Origin of the sequence: Glaciecola sp. 1036 (genome assembly GCF_050306235.1) — a bacterium.
Taxonomy (GTDB): Bacteria; Pseudomonadota; Gammaproteobacteria; order Enterobacterales; family Alteromonadaceae; genus Glaciecola.
In genome coordinates this window covers 104,669-122,369 of the sequence record NZ_JBLWFH010000004.1, presented here as the reverse complement: position 1 = coordinate 122,369, position 17,701 = coordinate 104,669, and the positions used below count along the sequence as shown (strand labels likewise).

Sequence of the window (17,701 nt, the reverse complement as noted above, 5' to 3'; positions counted from 1 at the left end):
AAACACTACAATTGCACCGCAATTAAACCCCCGACCTAACAGGTGAAATTGCATGTTGCGCATCGAAAAAGAAGCCTTAACATTCGACGACGTTCTTCTTGTGCCTGGGCACTCTACTGTATTGCCTCATACCGCAAGTTTACAGACGAAACTTACCAATAAAATTATTTTGAATATGCCACTGTTATCCGCAGCTATGGACACAGTTACAGAGGCGCCTTTAGCTATTGCGTTAGCGCAAGAGGGCGGCATGGGCTTTATTCATAAAAACATGACAGCAGAATCCCAAGCAGAGCATGTTCTGCAAGTAAAAAAATACGAAAGCGGTGTAGTACAAGATCCCGTAACTGTTTATCCAAACGTATCTATTGGTGACACTAAAGCGTTGAGCAAAAAACTAGGATATTCTGGTTTTCCTGTGATTGATGAAGACAATAATTTGATCGGAATTGTTACCGGACGTGATTTACGCTTTGAAAATCGTTTAGATCAGCCTGTTTCCTCAGTTATGACACCAAAAGAAAAGTTGGTTACAGTAACTGCTGACGCTTCGGCGGATGAAGTTATGCATTTGATGCATGAACATCGCATTGAAAAAATCTTAGTTGTCGACGATGAATTTCGTTTAACTGGCTTGATCACGGTAAAAGATTTCCAAAAAGCGAAAAATAAGCCTAACGCTTGTAAAGATTCAAAAGGTCGATTACGAGTTGGCGCCGCTGTTGGTGTTGGTCCAGGCACAGACGAACGCATTCGTTTGTTAGTCGAGGCTGGCGTAGATGTTTTATTAATTGATACGTCCCATGGACATTCTCAAGGTGTAATTGATCGCGTTACTAAGGTACGTCAAACCTATCCAGATTTACAAATTATTGCGGGTAATGTTGCAACCAAAGAAGGTGCTTTGGCATTAGCTGAAGCTGGGGTAGATGCAGTGAAAGTCGGCATAGGCCCGGGCTCAATTTGTACTACTCGCATAGTCACCGGTTGTGGTGTTCCGCAAATTACTGCCATAGCAGATGCTGTTGAGGCACTTAATGATTTGAATATTCCAGTGATTGCCGATGGTGGTATTCGTTTTTCCGGTGATATAGCAAAAGCCATAGTTGCCGGCGCTAGCAGTGTTATGGTTGGCAGCATGTTAGCCGGGACTGAAGAAGCACCTGGCGAGGTAGAATTGTATCAAGGTCGTTACTTTAAGTCTTATCGAGGCATGGGGTCCTTGGGTGCGATGAACCAAAGCCATGGATCTTCCGACCGTTATTTCCAAGATAGCAGCAACGCTGAAAAACTAGTACCTGAAGGTATTGAAGGACGTGTTGCTTATAAAGGTCCAATCGCTAATATCATTCATCAACAACTGGGTGGATTACGTTCAGCTATGGGATTAACCGGTTGTGCAACTATCGAAGAAATGCGCACTAAACCTAAATTTGTCAAAGTAACTTCCGCCGGCATGGGTGAATCTCATGTACACGATGTGAGTATTACCAAAGAAGCGCCTAACTACCGTATGGGGTAGTTGTTAAACCTGAGGAATAGAAAGAATGTCAGTAAATATTCATAGTCAAAAAATCCTCATATTGGATTTTGGCTCTCAGTACACCCAATTGATAGCGCGCAGAGTGCGCGAAATTGGCGTTTATTGTGAGCTGTGGGCGTGGGATGTTGATGAGAAAGATATAAAAGACTTTGCCCCTGACGGCATTATTTTGTCAGGCGGACCTGAGTCTGTAGGTGAGGAAAACTCACCTCGCGCGCCAGAATATGTGTATAACGCTGGCGTGCCTGTGCTTGGTATTTGTTACGGTATGCAAACCATGGCAGCGCAACTTGGCGGTAAAGTGCAAGGGTCAGATCTAAGAGAATTTGGTTATGCCCAAGTTGAGTTGATAGAACCCACCGCATTATTTGACAAAATTGAAGATGAAATTGGTCCTCAAGGTGAAGCCTTGTTAGATGTTTGGATGAGCCATGGTGACAAAGTCATGGAAATTCCTGAGGGCTTTAGCACAATTGCCAAAACAAACAATTGTCCACACGCGGCTATGGTGGATTTAGAGCGTCAATTCTATGGTGTGCAATTTCACCCAGAGGTCACACATACCAAACAAGGGCTTAGAATTTTAGAGCACTTTGTGATGGGGATTTGTGGTTGCGAAAAATTATGGACACCAGCGTCTATTATCGAAGATGCAGTGGCACGTATTCGTGAACAAGTGGGTGATGAAGAAGTTGTTTTAGGTCTTTCTGGTGGCGTCGATTCGAGTGTTACTGCAATGCTTTTACATCAAGCCATAGGCAAAAACCTTACCTGCGTATTCGTAGACAATGGCTTGTTGCGTTTGCACGAAGGCCAGCAAGTCATGGAAATGTTTGGTGACCACTTTGGTCTAAATATTATTAAAGTGGATGCAGAAGAACGTTTCTTAACTGCATTAGCAGGTGAAACGGATCCTGAGAAAAAGCGTAAAATTATCGGTAATCAGTTTGTTTACGTGTTTGATGAGGAGTCGTCAAAACTAACCAATGCGAAGTGGTTAGCTCAAGGTACTATTTATCCAGATGTTATCGAATCAGCAGGTTCGAAAACCGGTAAAGCACACGTTATCAAATCCCATCATAACGTAGGTGGCTTACCAGAAGACATGAAGTTAGGCTTAGTTGAGCCTCTTCGCGAGTTGTTTAAAGATGAAGTGCGTAAGATAGGTCTAGAACTTGGCTTGCCATATGACATGCTTTATCGTCACCCGTTCCCTGGACCTGGTCTTGGTGTTCGAGTACTGGGCGAGATCAAAAAAGAATATTGTGATTTACTGCGAAGAGCCGATGCGATCTTCATAGAAGAGCTGCATAACGCGGAGCTTTATCACAAAGTCAGTCAAGCCTTTACCGTATTCTTGCCTGTGCGCTCTGTAGGCGTGATGGGTGATATGCGTAAATACGACTGGGTAGTATCCCTACGTGCCGTTGAAACCATAGATTTTATGACGGCAAGATGGGCACATTTACCTTATGAATTTTTGGGTAAGGTGTCGAATCGCATCATCAATGAAGTCGATGGTATCTCGCGCGTGGTGTACGACATTTCAGGAAAACCGCCCGCTACTATTGAATGGGAATAAAACTTGCTAAGTCCCTAGAATAGGGTAAGTAATGGTTTATTTTTTGACGCCCGCTTTTGCGGGCGTTTTTATTTGAATAGGAAAAGGCATGCAGTCGTTTAAAACTGAACAAGAGGCATTTTGGGCAGGTGAGTTTGGAGAAGGTTACCGACAACGCAATCAATCATCACAGCTTTATCATGCCAAAGTAGCAGCTTGGGCGCAGATGTTAAAAGCTGCCAATAATATCAATTCAGCGCTTGAGCTTGGGTGTAACATTGGATTGAATTTACGTGCTTTAAATGGTTTGAATCCGGATCTTAAATTACACGGAGTAGAAATTAATGAGGAATCCGCGCAAGTCGCTAGAGATGCCAACGTCGCTGAGATCACTACTGGCAGTATTATTGAACCTTTAGCTCTGGAGTCGTTTGATTTAACTTTTACTTGCGGCGTTTTAATTCATATTCATCCTGATTTTTTACATCGGGTATATGCTAACTTGGTGAATTTAAGCAATAAATACGTGCTTGTAGCTGAGTACTATAATCCATCTCCTATGGCGATTCCGTACAGAGGGCATGAAGATAGATTGTTCAAGCGGGATTTTGCGGGCGAGTTAATAGAGCAACATAATCTGAAATTAGTTGATTATGGTTTTTTCTATAAGCGTGACCATTTAATTCCAATGGACGACATTAGTTGGTTTTTATTGGAAAAATAACAAATATCCATGTATGTAAGATTAATCAATAGAGCTGACTCTAAAGACGTGTTTGATTGGCGTAACGACAGTCAAACACGACTAAACTCTATTGACACTTCAAGTGTCAACCTAGAGCAACATCAGGCTTGGTTTGACAATAGTCTGAACAACCCTGATCGGGTTATGTTAATGGGACAACAAAAAAATCAGAAAATAGGCATTTGTCGATTTGATATATGCAGATCAACAGGTGTTGCTACCGTCTCAATTAATCTTAATCCTGCTTTTCGTGGTCAAAAACTCGCCTTTCCGCTACTCAAAAGCGGTTTAGATTTTATGCGTGAACATTACCCATTAACATCATTTAGTGCGCAAGTGAAAGCACATAATACGGCGAGTAAAGCTATTTTTGAAAAAGCTGGATTTACTTGCAAATCAAACAATGAAGATACATTGGCATACTCGCTTAGCCTGAACTAAAGCTTGTAGGTATGTTGAATCAGTTGAGCTTGTTGTTGTTCTAAAGCCGCCATTAACACTTTGTTAGTAGGGGCAACATTAAGGTAAAAATAACTAGGTGTGATAGAAGCTTCGGCTTTCACACATTCATAATGCCCGGCGACATAATCGATAACTTGCAAATACCAATCAGGTACATCTTTAATCAGATTAATACCTATAGCATTGTTATGCGTTAAATAAACACTACCAATAGTTTGTTCATCAGATTCAACTAACAGCCATTCTCTATAAGGATGTTCTAGACAAAATTTTTCATGTTGTTCGAAACTAGGCAGGCTTGTGTGACTAATATTGTGTTGCCTTTGTTGCAACATTTCATACAGCACTGGAATGTCAGTTTGGGGATCGAATTTCTTAAATCTAAGCGCCATTGGACAAAATATTGTTTTAATTTAGGGCAAACTATAGCAAACTTCCTATGATAAAAAAGTGATAATCTCTGTATAAACTGCATATAACCCTAAATACAGTAGATTTGAAAAAGATAAATGGAGCGGCTATCCTGATTTGAAAGCTTCGAAATCATGGATGATTTCGTAGAGCGCCCATGGATGGGTTCACAGCGTCTTTCAAATCAGGATAGCCGCTCCATTTACCTAAACAGCAATTGAGTAGCATCGCTAGGTTTTTTAGCAGATAAGTTAAAATAGGAAGTAGTAAAATGAACAAGGAAGAATCGCCAAATTTTGAGCAATATACTTTAGAGGAATTGCATCAAGCATTATTAGAAATAGACCATCAAGCTTATCCAGAGCGGGTTGAAAAAATTCAGCAATGCATTGCCGCAAAAAGCGCTCCAGTTGAAATATCTCAAGAGCAACAACTACATACACCTGAGCCTAAGCAATACCGCAAATGCCAAGTCAACTTTTTAGGTAACGGCAAAGAGTATTTTTCGATTTGGATAGTGAATTTATTACTTACTATAGTCACCTTGGGTATTTATTCAGCATGGGCCACAGTGCGAAATAATCGTTACTTTTATTCCAATACTGAGATAGATGGGCATAGATTTTCTTATCTTGCTCAGCCTAAACAAATTTTGATTGGGCGTATTATTGGGGTATTACTGTTTGCAATCTTTTACGCTGCAAGTGTAATTTCTCCTTTTGCCGCTGTGATTACGTCAATACTTATATTCTGTTTTGTTCCAGTTTTGGTATGCATGGCGATGCGATTTAGAATGCGTATGACGGCTTATCGAAATGTAAGATTTAACTTTACCAAAAACTATGGTCGTGCTTACGTGGTCTTTTTGCTGTACCCCATTTTAGCGCTTTTTACTTTTTACTTAGCCTATCCTTGGGCACTGAAAAAGATTGATGAGTTTCTTTATAGCCACATTACTTATGGCAACAAACAGATGAAACCCAATTTGCAAACGGCGGAGTATTATGTAGCGTCAATTGTGGCTGGAATTGCAGGTATGATCATTGCCTTCATTGGTGGATTCTTGATGATAGGTACTGTAACTCTTGCTTCCGAAAGTAGCTCTAGTGGCAATACCGAGGTTTTAGTCATGATAGTTACATTCCTGCTTTACGCTTTCGTTTTTGTAGTTTCAGGCAGTATCTACCAAGCATTTATTCGTAATCACGTGTATAACTCTACTCAACTTGAAGATGTGGCGAACTTTAATTCAGATGTAAAAATAGGTTCGCTAATCATGCTGCGACTGACTAATTTACTCATGCTGATTTGTACCTTGGGGTTTGCCATGCCTTGGGTAAAAGTCAGAACCTTAACCTTTTTCGCTAATGCAACTCAGGTCAATATTGAAGAAGGCGCTGAAAGTGTGATTTCTGATGACAGTCAATCGGATAGTGCAATAGCGGATGAAGTATCCAATATCTTTGATGTGGATATCGCCATAGGATAATTATGTTTGAGATTGAAGCAAAGTTTTATCCTTCGGGAAGCTCTAGCTGCCAGCAGATTCAGTTAAAATGCTATGATTCAGGTATGTTTAGTTTTGACTCTGAAACTGTGGAGAGCAAAGACTATTATATCGCGGATCACAATATTTCCGATAAGCTTGGTAACCTGCCGAGAGAGATAGCGATCAAAGAAGTAGGGCTTTTGGTGGTGGAATCAACCACAGAGTTTGATACTTGGTTAGCACAGCATAAATCCGAACGTTTGCATAAATTTGAGAGCAACAAAAAGATGATTGTTGCAAGTTTTTTTGCAGTTCCCATCACCCTGTATTTATTGTTTAAATTTGCAGTTCCATATGCCGCTGTTGCCTTCGCTGACATAGTGCCTTATGGTGCTGTTAAAATCGCTTCAAAACAGACCTTAGACACCTTAGAAGCAACCATTCTTGATCCCACCGAATTGCCTTCGGAATTTGTTGACGAAACTACCGAATACTGGGACGAGCTACTGTATCAGTTAGACACAGAACACTTGCACTTTCATATTCAATTTAGAAATTCCGAAACAATGGGCGCCAATGCTTTTGCCTTACCCGATGGCACTATTGTGTTTACTGATCAGCTGGTGGAATTGTTCGAGCAAGACAGAGATCTACTTACCTCGGTGTTATTACACGAGGTTGGGCATGTAGAAGAAAAGCATTCAATGCGCCTTATTGCAGAGACCTTAGTCAGCTCATTAGTGATCAGTTATTTTTTTGGTGATGTTTCGGGTGTTTTAGAGGTCTTAGGTGGTGTTACTACCACAGTGACTAACAATCAGTTTACCCAAGATTTGGAGTGGGAGGCTGATAATTTCGCGTTGGAACAATTGCCCACATTGGGTCTAGAACCCAAGCTGTTTGCAGATGCTATGGAAAAATTTGCCGAAGAATATGGCAAAGGGGGCGGCAAATTGGAAGAGTTTTTGTCTAGCCACCCTTTGGTGCGACAACGCATAGAAAACGCCTTGAATGCTGAAGAGATTAAAGAATCCGCAGTTCAATCCCAAGACTAAAACGCTGTTGGTGGCGATTGTAATCAATCAATGAGTCACCATAGCCGTTGAAGTATTGAAATAAAACGTTGTATCTATCACTTATGGGATACAAGAAGTTGAGCGTTAAGCCACTTCTATTATTGTCAAAGGAAAGATTATTGCGAATTTGGGTCACTACTTTGATATCGTTCCAACGATAAATAAATCCTAGTTCAGCGCGCCCGTAATAATCGCTAATATCTGGGTTGTCGTCTCCTCTGGGATCTAATTCGTCAGCTTTGGCATCTTCCGGTACTCGCCACCAAGTCTTAAAATAATAGCCACTATTATTATCACTAAATAATATGGAGGCGAATATGCGGTTCCAACTTCTTGATTTTAAACCGTCTTGGCCGTTGGAGTGGTGATTAAACCCAAAGCGCGCCATATTAAATTCATAGCCTAAAACATCGAAATTCGGTGTCCATTGATAAAATATTTCAGGTTCGTAATTGGTTTCACGAAATGGTTTAGAAGCTTCAGAGTTATAAACTTGCCAATGGGATACAGTGGTAAATCCAAAAAATACGCCGCTAAGATCATCTTCTTGTAAAAACAAAGGCGTTTTGATGCTGATTTGAAATTTGGCTTCAAATTTGTCTATGTTTTCTTCGGTTAAACCGTCTACTGTAATGGTGTTAGGATTACTTGCTCGGCTAAACGGCAGTAGATAGTTTTGTCTGTGTTGTGTAATAGCAAACAGATTACGATTAGATTGTTTAGCCTCTTCTAGTCTTTCTTTGAACAAGGAGGGTTTATCTTGTTCTTTTTCTTCACTAGGGCTTTGTTCTTGAGACCACGCAAGGTTAGGCAAAGTAGATAAACTGAAAAATATTGTCAGAAGGGGAAGAATTCGTTTCATGATTTATTTTTGTTGTAGGTTAAATCTTAGCTAAAGGTTAGTTTAAACAATGATTTTTAAATTGGAAGTGTTAAACCTTCATATGCGGCTATGCAAATGGCCTGGTCTGCACCGCCGATGTGTAAAATGTCGTCAGCATGCTGAGTAATAGATTCGACGTCTTTGTCAGTGCGTTCTGGATCGTGACTGTATAATGCTAGAGTTTTCGTTTGCGCCGCCATTGCTAGTTTTACGGCTTCTTCAGCCACTGAGTGGCCCCATCCATGCTTCGCCGGCATGTCTTGCACTATGTATTGCGCATCATGAATCAATAAATCTGCATTCTTTACAAAGTTAACAAACTCCTGAAAATCTCCTTCTTTTTGATAAGGCGGATAGAGTTCATTATCTGTCACATAAGCCAGTTTACTGTTGCCTTCCTGAATACAATAGCAGCTACCGCCACCAGGATGATTCATCGGCATTCGACTGATTTTAGCCTCACCTATCATCCAATCTGATTTGTCATTGTCAGGAATATGAAATGAAATGTCGGCGCCAAGTGCTTCTCGTGGAACAGGGAAAAAAGACCCTGTCATTTGCTCTAAAATGGCTTCAGGACGGTTTTCTTTTGTCTGACCTGGCGTAATGATTATCTTGCGATCTTTTTGGTAAGCTGGGGCGAAAAAGGGAAATCCTTGAATGTGATCCCAATGATTGTGGGATAGCAAAAAGTAAATTGGAGTATCTTTGCCTAACAGCTTTTTTCCAAGCAGGCGAGCACCAGTACCAGAATCCAAGACGATATCCGTGCCGTCATTTAGCTCCACATGCACACATGCTGTGTTGCCGCCGATTTTGGAATATTCTGGTCCAGGGGTCGGGATCGACCCCCTTACACCATAAAACTTTACTTTCAATTCGCACCTGTAGCATTGGTAACGAAAGCAACTACTTCATCAATATTCAGCAACTGCTTTTCGCCAGTATTACGATTTTTATACTCTACTTGCTGATTATCTAAGTTTCTTTCGCCAATAACAATGCTGTGAGGTATGCCAATTAATTCCATGTCATTAAACATAACACCTGGACGTTCCTTTCTGTCATCAAACAATACTTCTACACCTGATGCTAAAAAGTCTGCGTGCAGTTTGTGCGCGACTTCAGAAATACGCGGAGATTTATGCATATTCATCGGAATTATTGCCACAGTGAAAGGCGCTATAGCTTCTGGCCATTTTATCCCGTAATCATCATGATTTTGTTCAATAGCCGCTGCAACAATACGGGTAACACCAATGCCGTAACAACCCATTTGCAAGACTTGATGTTTACCACTTTCGGTTAAAACGCCACAGTTCATTGCGCTGGAATATTTATCGCCTAATTGGAAAATATGACCAACTTCAATGCCTTTTCGAATTTCTAACGTGCCTTCGCCATCAGGAGATGGATCTCCTGCAACCACGTTTCGTAAATCTGCAACTTCGTATTCAGTAACATCTTTGTCCCAGTTTGCGCCAGTAAAATGCAGGTCGTTTTTATTCGCGCCACAGACAAAATCGGCGATTACTGCTGCACTACGATCGACTATGATGGGGCATTCTAAGTTGACCGGACCAATAGAACCGATAGAGACACCAAAGGTTTGCTCAATACTTTCTTCTGACGCCATTTCAAATGGTGAAGCAATTAACGGGTGCTTAGCAGCTTTAATTTCATTAAGTTGATGATCACCACGTAAAACAACTGCAACAAAATTAGCGTTTACATCTTCTGCTGCTTTAACAATTAAGGTCTTAACACATTGTTGTGCAGAAACGTCTAACAAATTAGCCACTTCCTCAATGGTTTTTGCGTTAAGGGTTTCTACCGTTTCTAAGCTTTGTGTGCCGGGTTGTTTTTCACCTACAGCAATAGCTTCAGCAGATTCAACGTTAGCTGCAAATCCAGAACTAGTAGAAAATGCGATGTCATCTTCACCTGAGGCTGCAAGTACATGGAACTCATGTGATACAGCACCACCGATGCTGCCTGAATCAGCAATAACAGGTCTAAATTCAAGCCCTATGCGCTCAAAGATATTGCAATATGCTTGATGCATGCGTTGATAAGTTTGTTCTAACGAAGACATATCCAAATGGAAAGAATAAGCATCTTTCATGATAAATTCACGGCTTCGCATGATGCCGAATCTTGGTCTTACTTCGTCTCTAAATTTAGTTTGAATTTGATACAAATTCAGGGGTAGCTGTTTATAGCTACTTACTTCATTTTTTACTAACGAGGTAATGACTTCTTCATGGGTTGGACCAAGTACAAAGTCACGTTTATGACGATCTTTGATTCGCAACAATTCTGGCCCATAGGCTTCCCAACGACCAGAGCTTTCCCATAAGTCTGCAGGTTGCACTACCGGCATGCTAATTTCGATTGCACCGGCTTTGTTCATTTCGTCGCGCACTATGGCTGCAACTTTGTTCAGCACTCGTAAACCCGTAGGTAACCATGTGTATAAGCCAGAAGCTAGTTTTCGCACAAGACCCGCACGGATCATTAATTTGTGACTAACAATTTCAGCCTCAGCTGGCGATTCTTTTTGTGTGGCAATTAAATATTCTGAAGTACGCATTCTTTCTTTTTGTCATTTGCACGAGATTAAAATTTGCCGCAATCATACCAGTCATATACTCGCGACCCAAGCATAAATAGTTTTGACAGGTTTTCCCGTGACATTTATTTAGCTTGTAAATCCAAGACGATGGCTTTGTCATCAACCACTTTCCATGAGATGTCGTTGTTATCTAATTGAATTTTATATATTTTATCGTCTTTCGTGTTACGTTTGTATGCGGGGCGGGGATCTTGAGATAATATTTCTATCAACAAAGGTAATTGCACATTTGCGGCCAATAACTTGCGCTCTGTTTGAGGGGATATCTCAACTGTTAAGCTATTTTCTGGGGGGAAGTTGGCATATCCAGCTTCTGAATGTTCAATTTTATCCGCATATGCCACATAGGGTTTTATATCAATGATGGGCGTATCGTTAAGCATATCCACGCCTTCAACCTGCAAGATGCCGTTACTGAATCCTAAATTTTTTACCACAGACATGCCAATATGATTAGGGCGGAAGCTAGAACGTGTTGCAAATACGCCCATCTTTGTATTTCCTCCAAGGCGAGGAGGTCGCACACTGGCTTTAATTTCAGAATGAATATGCTCGCTGAAAATAAAAAGTAACCAAAGATGACTAAATTGATCGATCCCAATACAGGCTTCTTCAGAATTGATATGATGGCAGAAATGAATTTCACCTCGAGCACTACTCAAACTTATCCCTTGTCGAGGGATCCCGAACTTTTGGTGAAAAGGCGTTTTAATGCTGCCTATCGGGGTTAAAGAAAATGATGAAGTCTGAGACATAAAATGATGTAAAAATCCTGTTGCATGTATTGAAAAATGAAGAGTCGTATCCATATATTTGCACAAATATAAAAAGACGACAATTACACATAATTGCATACTGTTAACACTTAATCCTGTAAGAGTTAAAACAAGGAAAAGCGATGATTAAGGTGGATAACTTATCCCGCGAATTTGGACACCAAAAAGCGGTAGATAACCTTTCTTTTGAAATAAATCCTGGGGATATTGTAGGGTTTTTAGGACCTAACGGTGCCGGTAAATCAACCACAATGAAAATGATTACCGGATTCTTGCCTGCAACTGCTGGTAAAATCCAAGTGGCAGGTCATGATATCGAAAATGCACCATTAGAGGCGAAAAAACGCATAGGGTACTTGCCTGAGGGCGCGCCAGCCTATCCGGATATGACGGTGTATCAATTTTTACACTTTATTGCAGCGGCGAGAAAAATCCCAAAATCTTCAAGAGAAGAAGCCATTAAACGTGTGGTTTCTCAAGTAGATTTAACCGCAGTACTGAATAAAACCATAGACAATCTGTCGAAAGGGTTTAAACGTCGCGTTGGTATTGCGCAAGCGCTAATCCATGATCCTGATATTTTGATTTTAGATGAGCCTACAGATGGCTTGGATCCTAATCAAAAACACCAAGTCAGAGAGCTTATCGCCAGTTTAGCTGAAAATAAAATCGTGATAGTTTCTACCCATATTTTGGAAGAAGTTACTGCGGTGTGTAACCGAGTAATTATCATTGCCAACGGGCAGAAAAAATTTGATGACACCCCTCAGGCATTACTTAGAAGATCCCGTTATTTTAATGCCATTACCATTGGTTTAAGTTATATCGCGGATATCTCTGGTTTGCTAGAACTCGAAGGTGTTGCGGATATGCAGCATGATAGAAGTAATAATCTTATTACTGTATTTCCTCGAGACCAACAAGATATCTCTGCTGTTTTGCATGAATATGTGCAAAAAAATAAGTTACCGATTGAATATATGTATCCTGAACAAGGACGATTAGATGATGTGTTTCGGGAAATAACCACTAGCACGGATAACAAGGAGGTAGCCTAATGCACGAGATTATGACTATCTTTAAGCGGGAATTCGCTAGTTTTTTCTCAACGCCAGTGGCTTATATTTTTATCACTATATTTTTAGTCATGTCAGGTGTGTTCACTTTTTTGATTGGTGATTTTTATGCTAGGGGACAAGCTGATTTACTGAGCTTTTTCAATTTTCACCCTTGGTTATATTTGTTCTTGGTGCCGGCAATTTCCATGCGTATATGGTCAGAGGAGCGAAAGTCGGGGACTATTGAACTACTTATGACACTTCCTATCACCACCTTTCACATCATGCTAGGCAAGTTCTTGGCGGCTTGGCTGGTGCTCGGTATATGTTTGGTCCTGACCTTTCCACTGTGGCTTACGGTAAATTATTTAGGAAATCCTGATAACGGCATCATAGTCGCTGCATACCTTGGCAGTTGGCTAATGGCTGGCGCTTTCCTTGCGGTAGGTATCTGCATGTCAGCCTTTACCAAGAATCAAGTAATCGCTTTTATGTTGGCGATAGTTTTATGCTTTTTGTTTGTGTTAGCGGGCTCTCCAGTGATCATAGATGTGGTTCAAGGTTGGGCGCCTAATATTGTCATTGATACTGTTGCTTCCTTGAGTTTTATGACGCATTTTCAAGATATGTCTAAGGGAGTTATTGCCCTTAATGATGTGTTGTTTTACGTGATTAGTATTCTAGTTTGGCTTTACGCTGGCTACCTAGTGATCGAACAAAAGAAGGCGAATTAAACAATGCAAAAATCATTATCAAACGCTTTATTTTTTATTCTTTTAGTAGCTTTGTTTTTTGCTGCAGTCTTGGTCAACAATTTATTGTTTAAAGGCGTCAACTTAGATCTAACGGAAAACCGTGTGTATTCTTTATCAGCGGGCACTGAATCTATACTGACCGACTTAGAAGAACCGATAAATCTGTACTTTTTCTTCTCCGACTCAAGCAGTAAAGGAATGACGAGCTTGCGCAATTACGCCGAACAAGTAGAAACTATTCTGCGAAAATATGAAGCGCGAGCTCAAGGTAAAATTAACCTTGAAGTGATAGATCCTGAACCATTTTCAGAAGCAGAAGATAGAGCTTCAACTTTTGGTTTAACTGGCGTATCAGCAGGCGCGGCAAATGACGCTATATATTTTGGCTTAGCCGGCACCAATGCTTTGGATGATACAAAAGTTATCGGTTTTTTTGACCCGTCAAAAGAGTCATTTTTAGAATACGATATTTCAAAATTAATTTATCAGTTGAGTAATCCTGCACCGGTAAAAGTGAGTGTGGTTACAGCTTTACCACTTGAAGGCGGGCAAAATCCACTCACTGGTCAGCCTGAGCCTGCAAACGTAGCTTATACGCAACTAACGCAGTTGTTCGATGTGCAATTAGTTGACGTATCCGCTGATAAATTACCAGAGGAAACTCAGGTATTGATTTTGTGGCATCCCCAAGGCTTAGGTCAGGATCTATTATATGCGGTTGACCAATATTTAATGGCAGGGGGCAAAGCCTTAGCTTTTGTTGATCCCCATTATGAATCTGATCAAATGGCCATGCTAGGAGGCGCGGGCGCTAACGCATCAAGTCTGCCCTTATTATCCTCTTATGGTATTCAGGTCAATTTGGACAAGGTAGTGTTGGATGCTCAATTAGGCTTAGAAATTCGCGGCCAGCAGGGTAATGTTATTCGACATCTAGGTTATTTGGGGCTTGGCGAAGCGCAAATTAATGATAAAGACATTACCACCGCGGATCTAGATTCAATCAACGGTGCTTCTTTTGCTGATATTACTGTGGATAAGCAGTCCGGTTTGAGAATGGTGCCCTTGCTAAGTTCTTCTGTTAATACAGCGACTATAGACAGTGAAGAATATGCGCTACAAAGAGATCCGCAAAGTTTGTCGAATAATATAGAAATTCAAGAACAGAAGCATACCTTGGCAGCAAGAGTTGTCGGTTCGGTTAAGTCTCACTTTGCACAAGATGAAGAAGTGCAAGGAGCAGATTTTAAAGAGTCTACTGATAGTTTGAATCTTGCGGTTTTTGCCGATGCTGATATTTTATCCGATCGATTTTGGGTACAGCAAAGTAACTTTTTTGGTCAAATGGTATTTAATCCTTTTGCCAATAACGGTGATTTGCTCACTAATTTAGTGGAAAACTATGGCGGTAGCGAAGGTCTTATTGGGATCAGAAGCCGCGGTACATTTGCACGCCCCTTTATTAAAGTGCAAGAGTTATCCGTTATTGCTGAAGAAAAGTTTCGAGAGCAAGAGCAACTGTTACAGCAACGTTTACAGGAAACTGAAGCACAGCTTGCACAATTGCAATCTCAACAAACTGAATCCTTGACCCTGACGCCTGAACAACAAGCCACTATTAATAATTTTGTTGAACAACGCGTAGAGATTCGAAAGGCATTGCGTGATGTGCAGTTTCAGTTAGATAAGGATATTGATTCTTTGGGTAATATCTTAGCTATTATCAATATTGTCGTTGCTCCCGTTAGCTTGGTATTACTTTTATTTGTAATTGCGCGGTTGAGTAGACGAAAAGCTCGTCTGGGGTAAAAGGATTAAGGCTTATGCAAAAACAATTATTTGCTGTTATCGCGGTACTCATTTTGCTCGCTGGTGCGGCGGTATACTTACTTTCTAACGAACAAAAAGAAAGCTCAGCGCAAACCATGGAGCCATTAATTTCAGTTGCTGGACAAGTTGAAATTGAGCAAGTGGTTATAGAAAATTCCGACGGTATATTGTTGTCCGCAATCAACACGCCAGAGGGTTGGATGGCAAATCAGTTGTCGAGTTTTCAGACCTATCCGGTAGATCAATTGGCCTTATCTGAGTTAGTTAGAGGCCTTGTGTCGGCGATAAAAATAGAAGCTAAGAGTGGACAAGCAAAAAATCACGCACGCTTGGGATTATTGCCGATTAGTGATTCAGCTTCTACTGCTACTCAAGTATCTTTGAGTATAGGTGGAAAAACTCAAAATATTCTGATTGGCAATACAGCCTCTAGTCAGCAAGGTCATTATGTGCGAGCGGCTACAGAAGACCAGATGTGGCTGGTGGATAAAACTTTTAATCTACCGGAAGACGAAAGCGATTGGTTGGCTCAAGGCATATTGGACTTATCTGAACAAACAGTGGTTGAAATATCCAATCAAGATCCAAAAAATGGCTTTTCAATTAGTAAACAGCAAGATCAAGGCGATGCTAACTGGCGTTTGAATGATGTAGACCTAGATAATCAACCATTGAAGTACGCCCAAGTGGTTGATGATTTTGTGAATACACTATTAAACCTGCGCTTTACTGAGGTCAATGAGTTTGACCCGATTCAGTGGGCGCAGTATGAACCTATCTCAGAAATTAGCATTACTGACGCCTCCGGGCTGGAGCATAGTATAACCTTAGTAAATGCAGACGGTCGCTATTTGTTGCATGTGAGTGGGCAAGGGGAGCAAGCATTTTACGCTTACTGGGTGTATCAAATTGAAGAATATCAAGGGCAAGAATTGCTTGCCGGTAAGGATGACTTTTTGGCGACAGCATCTGATGAGGAATAGGGTTGAGGGTTCAGTTTTCGCGCGGACGCTTAATCATTTTGGGGTAAAAACTGTTTAAAAAATGCAATGCCTAGTTGCTCAGCATGGGCAATATTGCGTTCAGGAATCATGTCAGGGTGTTTAAAGGTACTAAGCACCCTAGTAATACTATCTTCGCGAATAATATGAATGAGCGGAATTGGTGACCGATTGGTGTAGTGACTCGAGGACGACTCAGGCTCTCCAGCAAACAAATATTCTGGGTGAAAACTGGCTAATTGATAAGTACCTTCGTAATGGTGGTGACTAATACAGGCGTTCGCGCTTTCAACTAGGGCTAAATAGTCATCGAAGGATGTAAAACCTTCAGAAAAGCCTAAAAGTGTGGTGTCAATTTCAGGATGATTATCTAAAAATTCACATTCTGCCAAGACAGCATTTAATGCATCTATCTCGTCTTTTATTTCGGTAATATTCAGACGTATCTGTTGTTTCATTCGAACAAGTTTTGCAAATGGGCAGAAATTCTCGCCAATAATGACTTTATCTAACCAGGTCCAAACTTGGTCGGCTATGGTGTTATCTTGCATGATTACGACCTCTTTAGTCAGTAGTCACTATGATACTTCACATAAGCTTCTAACGTGTTCTCTATTAAACTTGCCACTGTCATTGGACCTACGCCACCAGGAACGGGTGTTATCCAGCCAGCGTGCTCTTTTGCCACTTCAAATTCGACGTCGCCAGTTAAGCTACCATCGCCTTGTCTGTTTATACCTACATCTATCACTATAGCGCCTGGTTTAATCCAATCACCGGGAATAAAATGCGGTTTCCCTACAGCGACTACCAATAAATCAGCTTGTTTTACATGAGAAGACAAGTTACGGGTAAATTTATGACAGGTAGTGACGGTACAACCTGCTAATAGTAATTCAAGTCCCATTGGACGACCAACAATGTTTGAAGCGCCGACGATCACAGCGTGCATGCCTTTGATCGGCTTTTTGGTTGACTCAATCATGGTCATGATGCCTTTCGGCGTGCAAGGGCGAAGCGCTGGAATACGTTGGGCAAGGCGACCAATATTATAAGGATGAAAGCCATCAACATCTTTATGCGGGTGGATTCTTTCGAGTATTGGCTCTGCGTCCAAATCTGCTGGCAGGGGCAGTTGTAATAAGATGCCGTCAACGTCTTTATCGTTATTTAATTCATCAACTAAATTTTCCAAGCTTTCTTGGCTAGTGTCAGCTGGCAATTTATATTCTTTGGACACAAAACCCACCTCTTCACAGGCTTTGGTTTTGTTGGCGACGTACACTTGAGACGCAGGGTTTGCACCTACTAAAATTACTGCCAGTCCAGGTACTCTGCGACCTGATTCTTTTATGGTATCAACCGAAGTTTTTACTGTCTGTCGTACATTTTTGGCTATTTGTTTGCCGTCAATTAGCTGTGCACTCATCGCTTTGAATCTTGTCCAATTCTAGAAAGCCGCTAGTTTACCGTCAT

General features: G+C 41.0%; 17 protein-coding genes. 10 read left to right on the top strand and 7 right to left on the bottom strand.

The features are described 5' to 3' along the window. Positions 1-52 precede the first annotated feature (52 nt). From guaB to ACNKW3_RS07730, 4 genes are all read left to right on the top strand, one after another. Positions 53-1,522: an IMP dehydrogenase gene (gene guaB, locus ACNKW3_RS07745; RefSeq protein ID WP_427398714.1), complete on the top strand. Its 1,470-nt coding sequence runs from the start codon at positions 53-55 to the stop codon at positions 1,520-1,522. A 25-nt stretch (positions 1,523-1,547) separates the two neighbouring features. Beyond that, entirely contained in the window at positions 1,548-3,125 is a 1,578-nt protein-coding gene (gene guaA, locus ACNKW3_RS07740) for a glutamine-hydrolyzing GMP synthase (RefSeq protein ID WP_427398713.1), read from the top strand. 88 nt (positions 3,126-3,213) lie between these two features. After that, on the top strand, positions 3,214-3,828 hold the full coding sequence (locus ACNKW3_RS07735) for a pseudaminic acid biosynthesis-associated methylase (protein ID WP_427398712.1): 615 nt from the start codon (positions 3,214-3,216) through the stop codon (positions 3,826-3,828). Positions 3,829-3,837: 9 nt separating this feature from the next. Continuing rightward, positions 3,838-4,290 (top strand): GNAT family N-acetyltransferase, encoded by a 453-nt coding sequence (locus ACNKW3_RS07730; RefSeq protein WP_427398711.1) that lies wholly within the window; start codon positions 3,838-3,840, stop codon positions 4,288-4,290. Here the strand turns inward: ACNKW3_RS07730 and ACNKW3_RS07725 are convergent. Further along, a complete protein-coding gene (locus ACNKW3_RS07725) occupies positions 4,287-4,703 on the bottom strand; it encodes a hypothetical protein (protein ID WP_427398710.1) in 417 nt (138 codons plus the stop codon). The genes ACNKW3_RS07730 and ACNKW3_RS07725 overlap by 4 nt on opposite strands. Positions 4,704-4,993: 290 nt before the next feature. Between ACNKW3_RS07725 and ACNKW3_RS07720 the strand changes: the two genes are divergently transcribed. Next, a complete protein-coding gene (locus ACNKW3_RS07720; protein ID WP_427398709.1) occupies positions 4,994-6,211 on the top strand; it encodes a YjgN family protein in 1,218 nt (405 codons plus the stop codon). Between the two features lie 2 nt (positions 6,212-6,213). After that, positions 6,214-7,266: a M48 family metallopeptidase gene (locus tag ACNKW3_RS07715; RefSeq protein WP_427398708.1), complete on the top strand. Its 1,053-nt coding sequence runs from the start codon at positions 6,214-6,216 to the stop codon at positions 7,264-7,266. Here the strand turns inward: ACNKW3_RS07715 and ACNKW3_RS07710 are convergent. The 4 genes from ACNKW3_RS07710 to tsaA all read right to left on the bottom strand — a co-directional run bounded on the left by ACNKW3_RS07710 (position 7,235) and on the right by tsaA (position 11,560). Further along, the gene (locus tag ACNKW3_RS07710; protein WP_427398707.1) at positions 7,235-8,149 is read right to left on the bottom strand and encodes a phospholipase A; all 915 of its coding nucleotides are present in this window, start codon (positions 8,147-8,149) and stop codon (positions 7,235-7,237) included. The two genes, ACNKW3_RS07715 and ACNKW3_RS07710, sit on opposite strands and share 32 nt — an antisense overlap. A 56-nt stretch (positions 8,150-8,205) precedes the next feature. Further along, a complete protein-coding gene (locus tag ACNKW3_RS07705; RefSeq protein ID WP_427398706.1) occupies positions 8,206-9,048 on the bottom strand; it encodes an MBL fold metallo-hydrolase in 843 nt (280 codons plus the stop codon). Next, a complete protein-coding gene (locus ACNKW3_RS07700; protein ID WP_427398705.1) occupies positions 9,045-10,763 on the bottom strand; it encodes a proline--tRNA ligase in 1,719 nt (572 codons plus the stop codon). Before ACNKW3_RS07700 ends, ACNKW3_RS07705 begins: the two co-directional genes overlap by 4 nt. Before the next feature lie 104 nt (positions 10,764-10,867). Next, the gene (tsaA, locus tag ACNKW3_RS07695; protein WP_427398704.1) at positions 10,868-11,560 is read right to left on the bottom strand and encodes a tRNA (N6-threonylcarbamoyladenosine(37)-N6)-methyltransferase TrmO; all 693 of its coding nucleotides are present in this window, start codon (positions 11,558-11,560) and stop codon (positions 10,868-10,870) included. Positions 11,561-11,703: 143 nt separating this feature from the next. On the opposite strand from tsaA, the gene ACNKW3_RS07690 reads away from it, so the two are divergent. Genes ACNKW3_RS07690 through ACNKW3_RS07675 form a run of 4 tightly spaced genes read left to right on the top strand, consistent with a single transcriptional unit; the run spans position 11,704 to position 16,207 of the window. Next, positions 11,704-12,639 carry an ABC transporter ATP-binding protein gene (locus tag ACNKW3_RS07690; protein WP_427398703.1) on the top strand — a complete coding sequence of 312 codons (936 nt, stop codon included), beginning with the start codon at positions 11,704-11,706 and terminating at the stop codon, positions 12,637-12,639. Beyond that, entirely contained in the window at positions 12,639-13,373 is a 735-nt protein-coding gene (locus tag ACNKW3_RS07685) for an ABC transporter permease subunit (RefSeq protein WP_427398702.1), read from the top strand. Before ACNKW3_RS07690 ends, ACNKW3_RS07685 begins: the two co-directional genes overlap by 1 nt. 3 nt (positions 13,374-13,376) lie before the next feature. Continuing rightward, entirely contained in the window at positions 13,377-15,203 is a 1,827-nt protein-coding gene (locus tag ACNKW3_RS07680) for a Gldg family protein (protein WP_427398701.1), read from the top strand. 14 nt (positions 15,204-15,217) lie between these two features. Further along, complete coding sequence (locus ACNKW3_RS07675) at positions 15,218-16,207, top strand: DUF4340 domain-containing protein (protein ID WP_427398700.1); 990 nt, start codon at positions 15,218-15,220, stop codon at positions 16,205-16,207. Between the two features lie 29 nt (positions 16,208-16,236). Here ACNKW3_RS07675 and ACNKW3_RS07670 read toward each other — a convergent pair whose 3' ends face one another. Then, on the bottom strand, positions 16,237-16,776 hold the full coding sequence (locus tag ACNKW3_RS07670) for a DUF1415 domain-containing protein (RefSeq protein WP_427398699.1): 540 nt from the start codon (positions 16,774-16,776) through the stop codon (positions 16,237-16,239). 17 nt (positions 16,777-16,793) lie between these two features. Beyond that, complete coding sequence (gene folD, locus ACNKW3_RS07665; RefSeq protein WP_427398698.1) at positions 16,794-17,654, bottom strand: bifunctional methylenetetrahydrofolate dehydrogenase/methenyltetrahydrofolate cyclohydrolase FolD; 861 nt, start codon at positions 17,652-17,654, stop codon at positions 16,794-16,796. Positions 17,655-17,701 lie beyond the last annotated feature (47 nt).

Bases quoted from the DNA above. Each gene is read 5' to 3' on its own strand.
- ACNKW3_RS07715 (WP_427398708.1), top strand. From the start codon at position 6,214: ATGTTTGAGATTGAAGCAAAGTTTTATCCTTCGGGAAGCTCTAGCTGC.
- tsaA (WP_427398704.1), bottom strand. From the start codon at position 11,560: ATGTCTCAGACTTCATCATTTTCTTTAACCCCGATAGGCAGCATTAAA.
- ACNKW3_RS07735 (WP_427398712.1), top strand. From the start codon at position 3,214: ATGCAGTCGTTTAAAACTGAACAAGAGGCATTTTGGGCAGGTGAGTTT.
- ACNKW3_RS07730 (WP_427398711.1), top strand. From the start codon at position 3,838: ATGTATGTAAGATTAATCAATAGAGCTGACTCTAAAGACGTGTTTGAT.
- ACNKW3_RS07675 (WP_427398700.1), top strand. From the start codon at position 15,218: ATGCAAAAACAATTATTTGCTGTTATCGCGGTACTCATTTTGCTCGCT.
- ACNKW3_RS07685 (WP_427398702.1), top strand. From the start codon at position 12,639: ATGCACGAGATTATGACTATCTTTAAGCGGGAATTCGCTAGTTTTTTC.
- ACNKW3_RS07700 (WP_427398705.1), bottom strand. From the start codon at position 10,763: ATGCGTACTTCAGAATATTTAATTGCCACACAAAAAGAATCGCCAGCT.
- ACNKW3_RS07725 (WP_427398710.1), bottom strand. From the start codon at position 4,703: ATGGCGCTTAGATTTAAGAAATTCGATCCCCAAACTGACATTCCAGTG.
- ACNKW3_RS07680 (WP_427398701.1), top strand. From the start codon at position 13,377: ATGCAAAAATCATTATCAAACGCTTTATTTTTTATTCTTTTAGTAGCT.
- folD (WP_427398698.1), bottom strand. From the start codon at position 17,654: ATGAGTGCACAGCTAATTGACGGCAAACAAATAGCCAAAAATGTACGA.
- guaA (WP_427398713.1), top strand. From the start codon at position 1,548: ATGTCAGTAAATATTCATAGTCAAAAAATCCTCATATTGGATTTTGGC.
- ACNKW3_RS07720 (WP_427398709.1), top strand. From the start codon at position 4,994: ATGAACAAGGAAGAATCGCCAAATTTTGAGCAATATACTTTAGAGGAA.
- ACNKW3_RS07690 (WP_427398703.1), top strand. From the start codon at position 11,704: ATGATTAAGGTGGATAACTTATCCCGCGAATTTGGACACCAAAAAGCG.
- guaB (WP_427398714.1), top strand. From the start codon at position 53: ATGTTGCGCATCGAAAAAGAAGCCTTAACATTCGACGACGTTCTTCTT.
- ACNKW3_RS07670 (WP_427398699.1), bottom strand. From the start codon at position 16,776: ATGCAAGATAACACCATAGCCGACCAAGTTTGGACCTGGTTAGATAAA.
- ACNKW3_RS07710 (WP_427398707.1), bottom strand. From the start codon at position 8,149: ATGAAACGAATTCTTCCCCTTCTGACAATATTTTTCAGTTTATCTACT.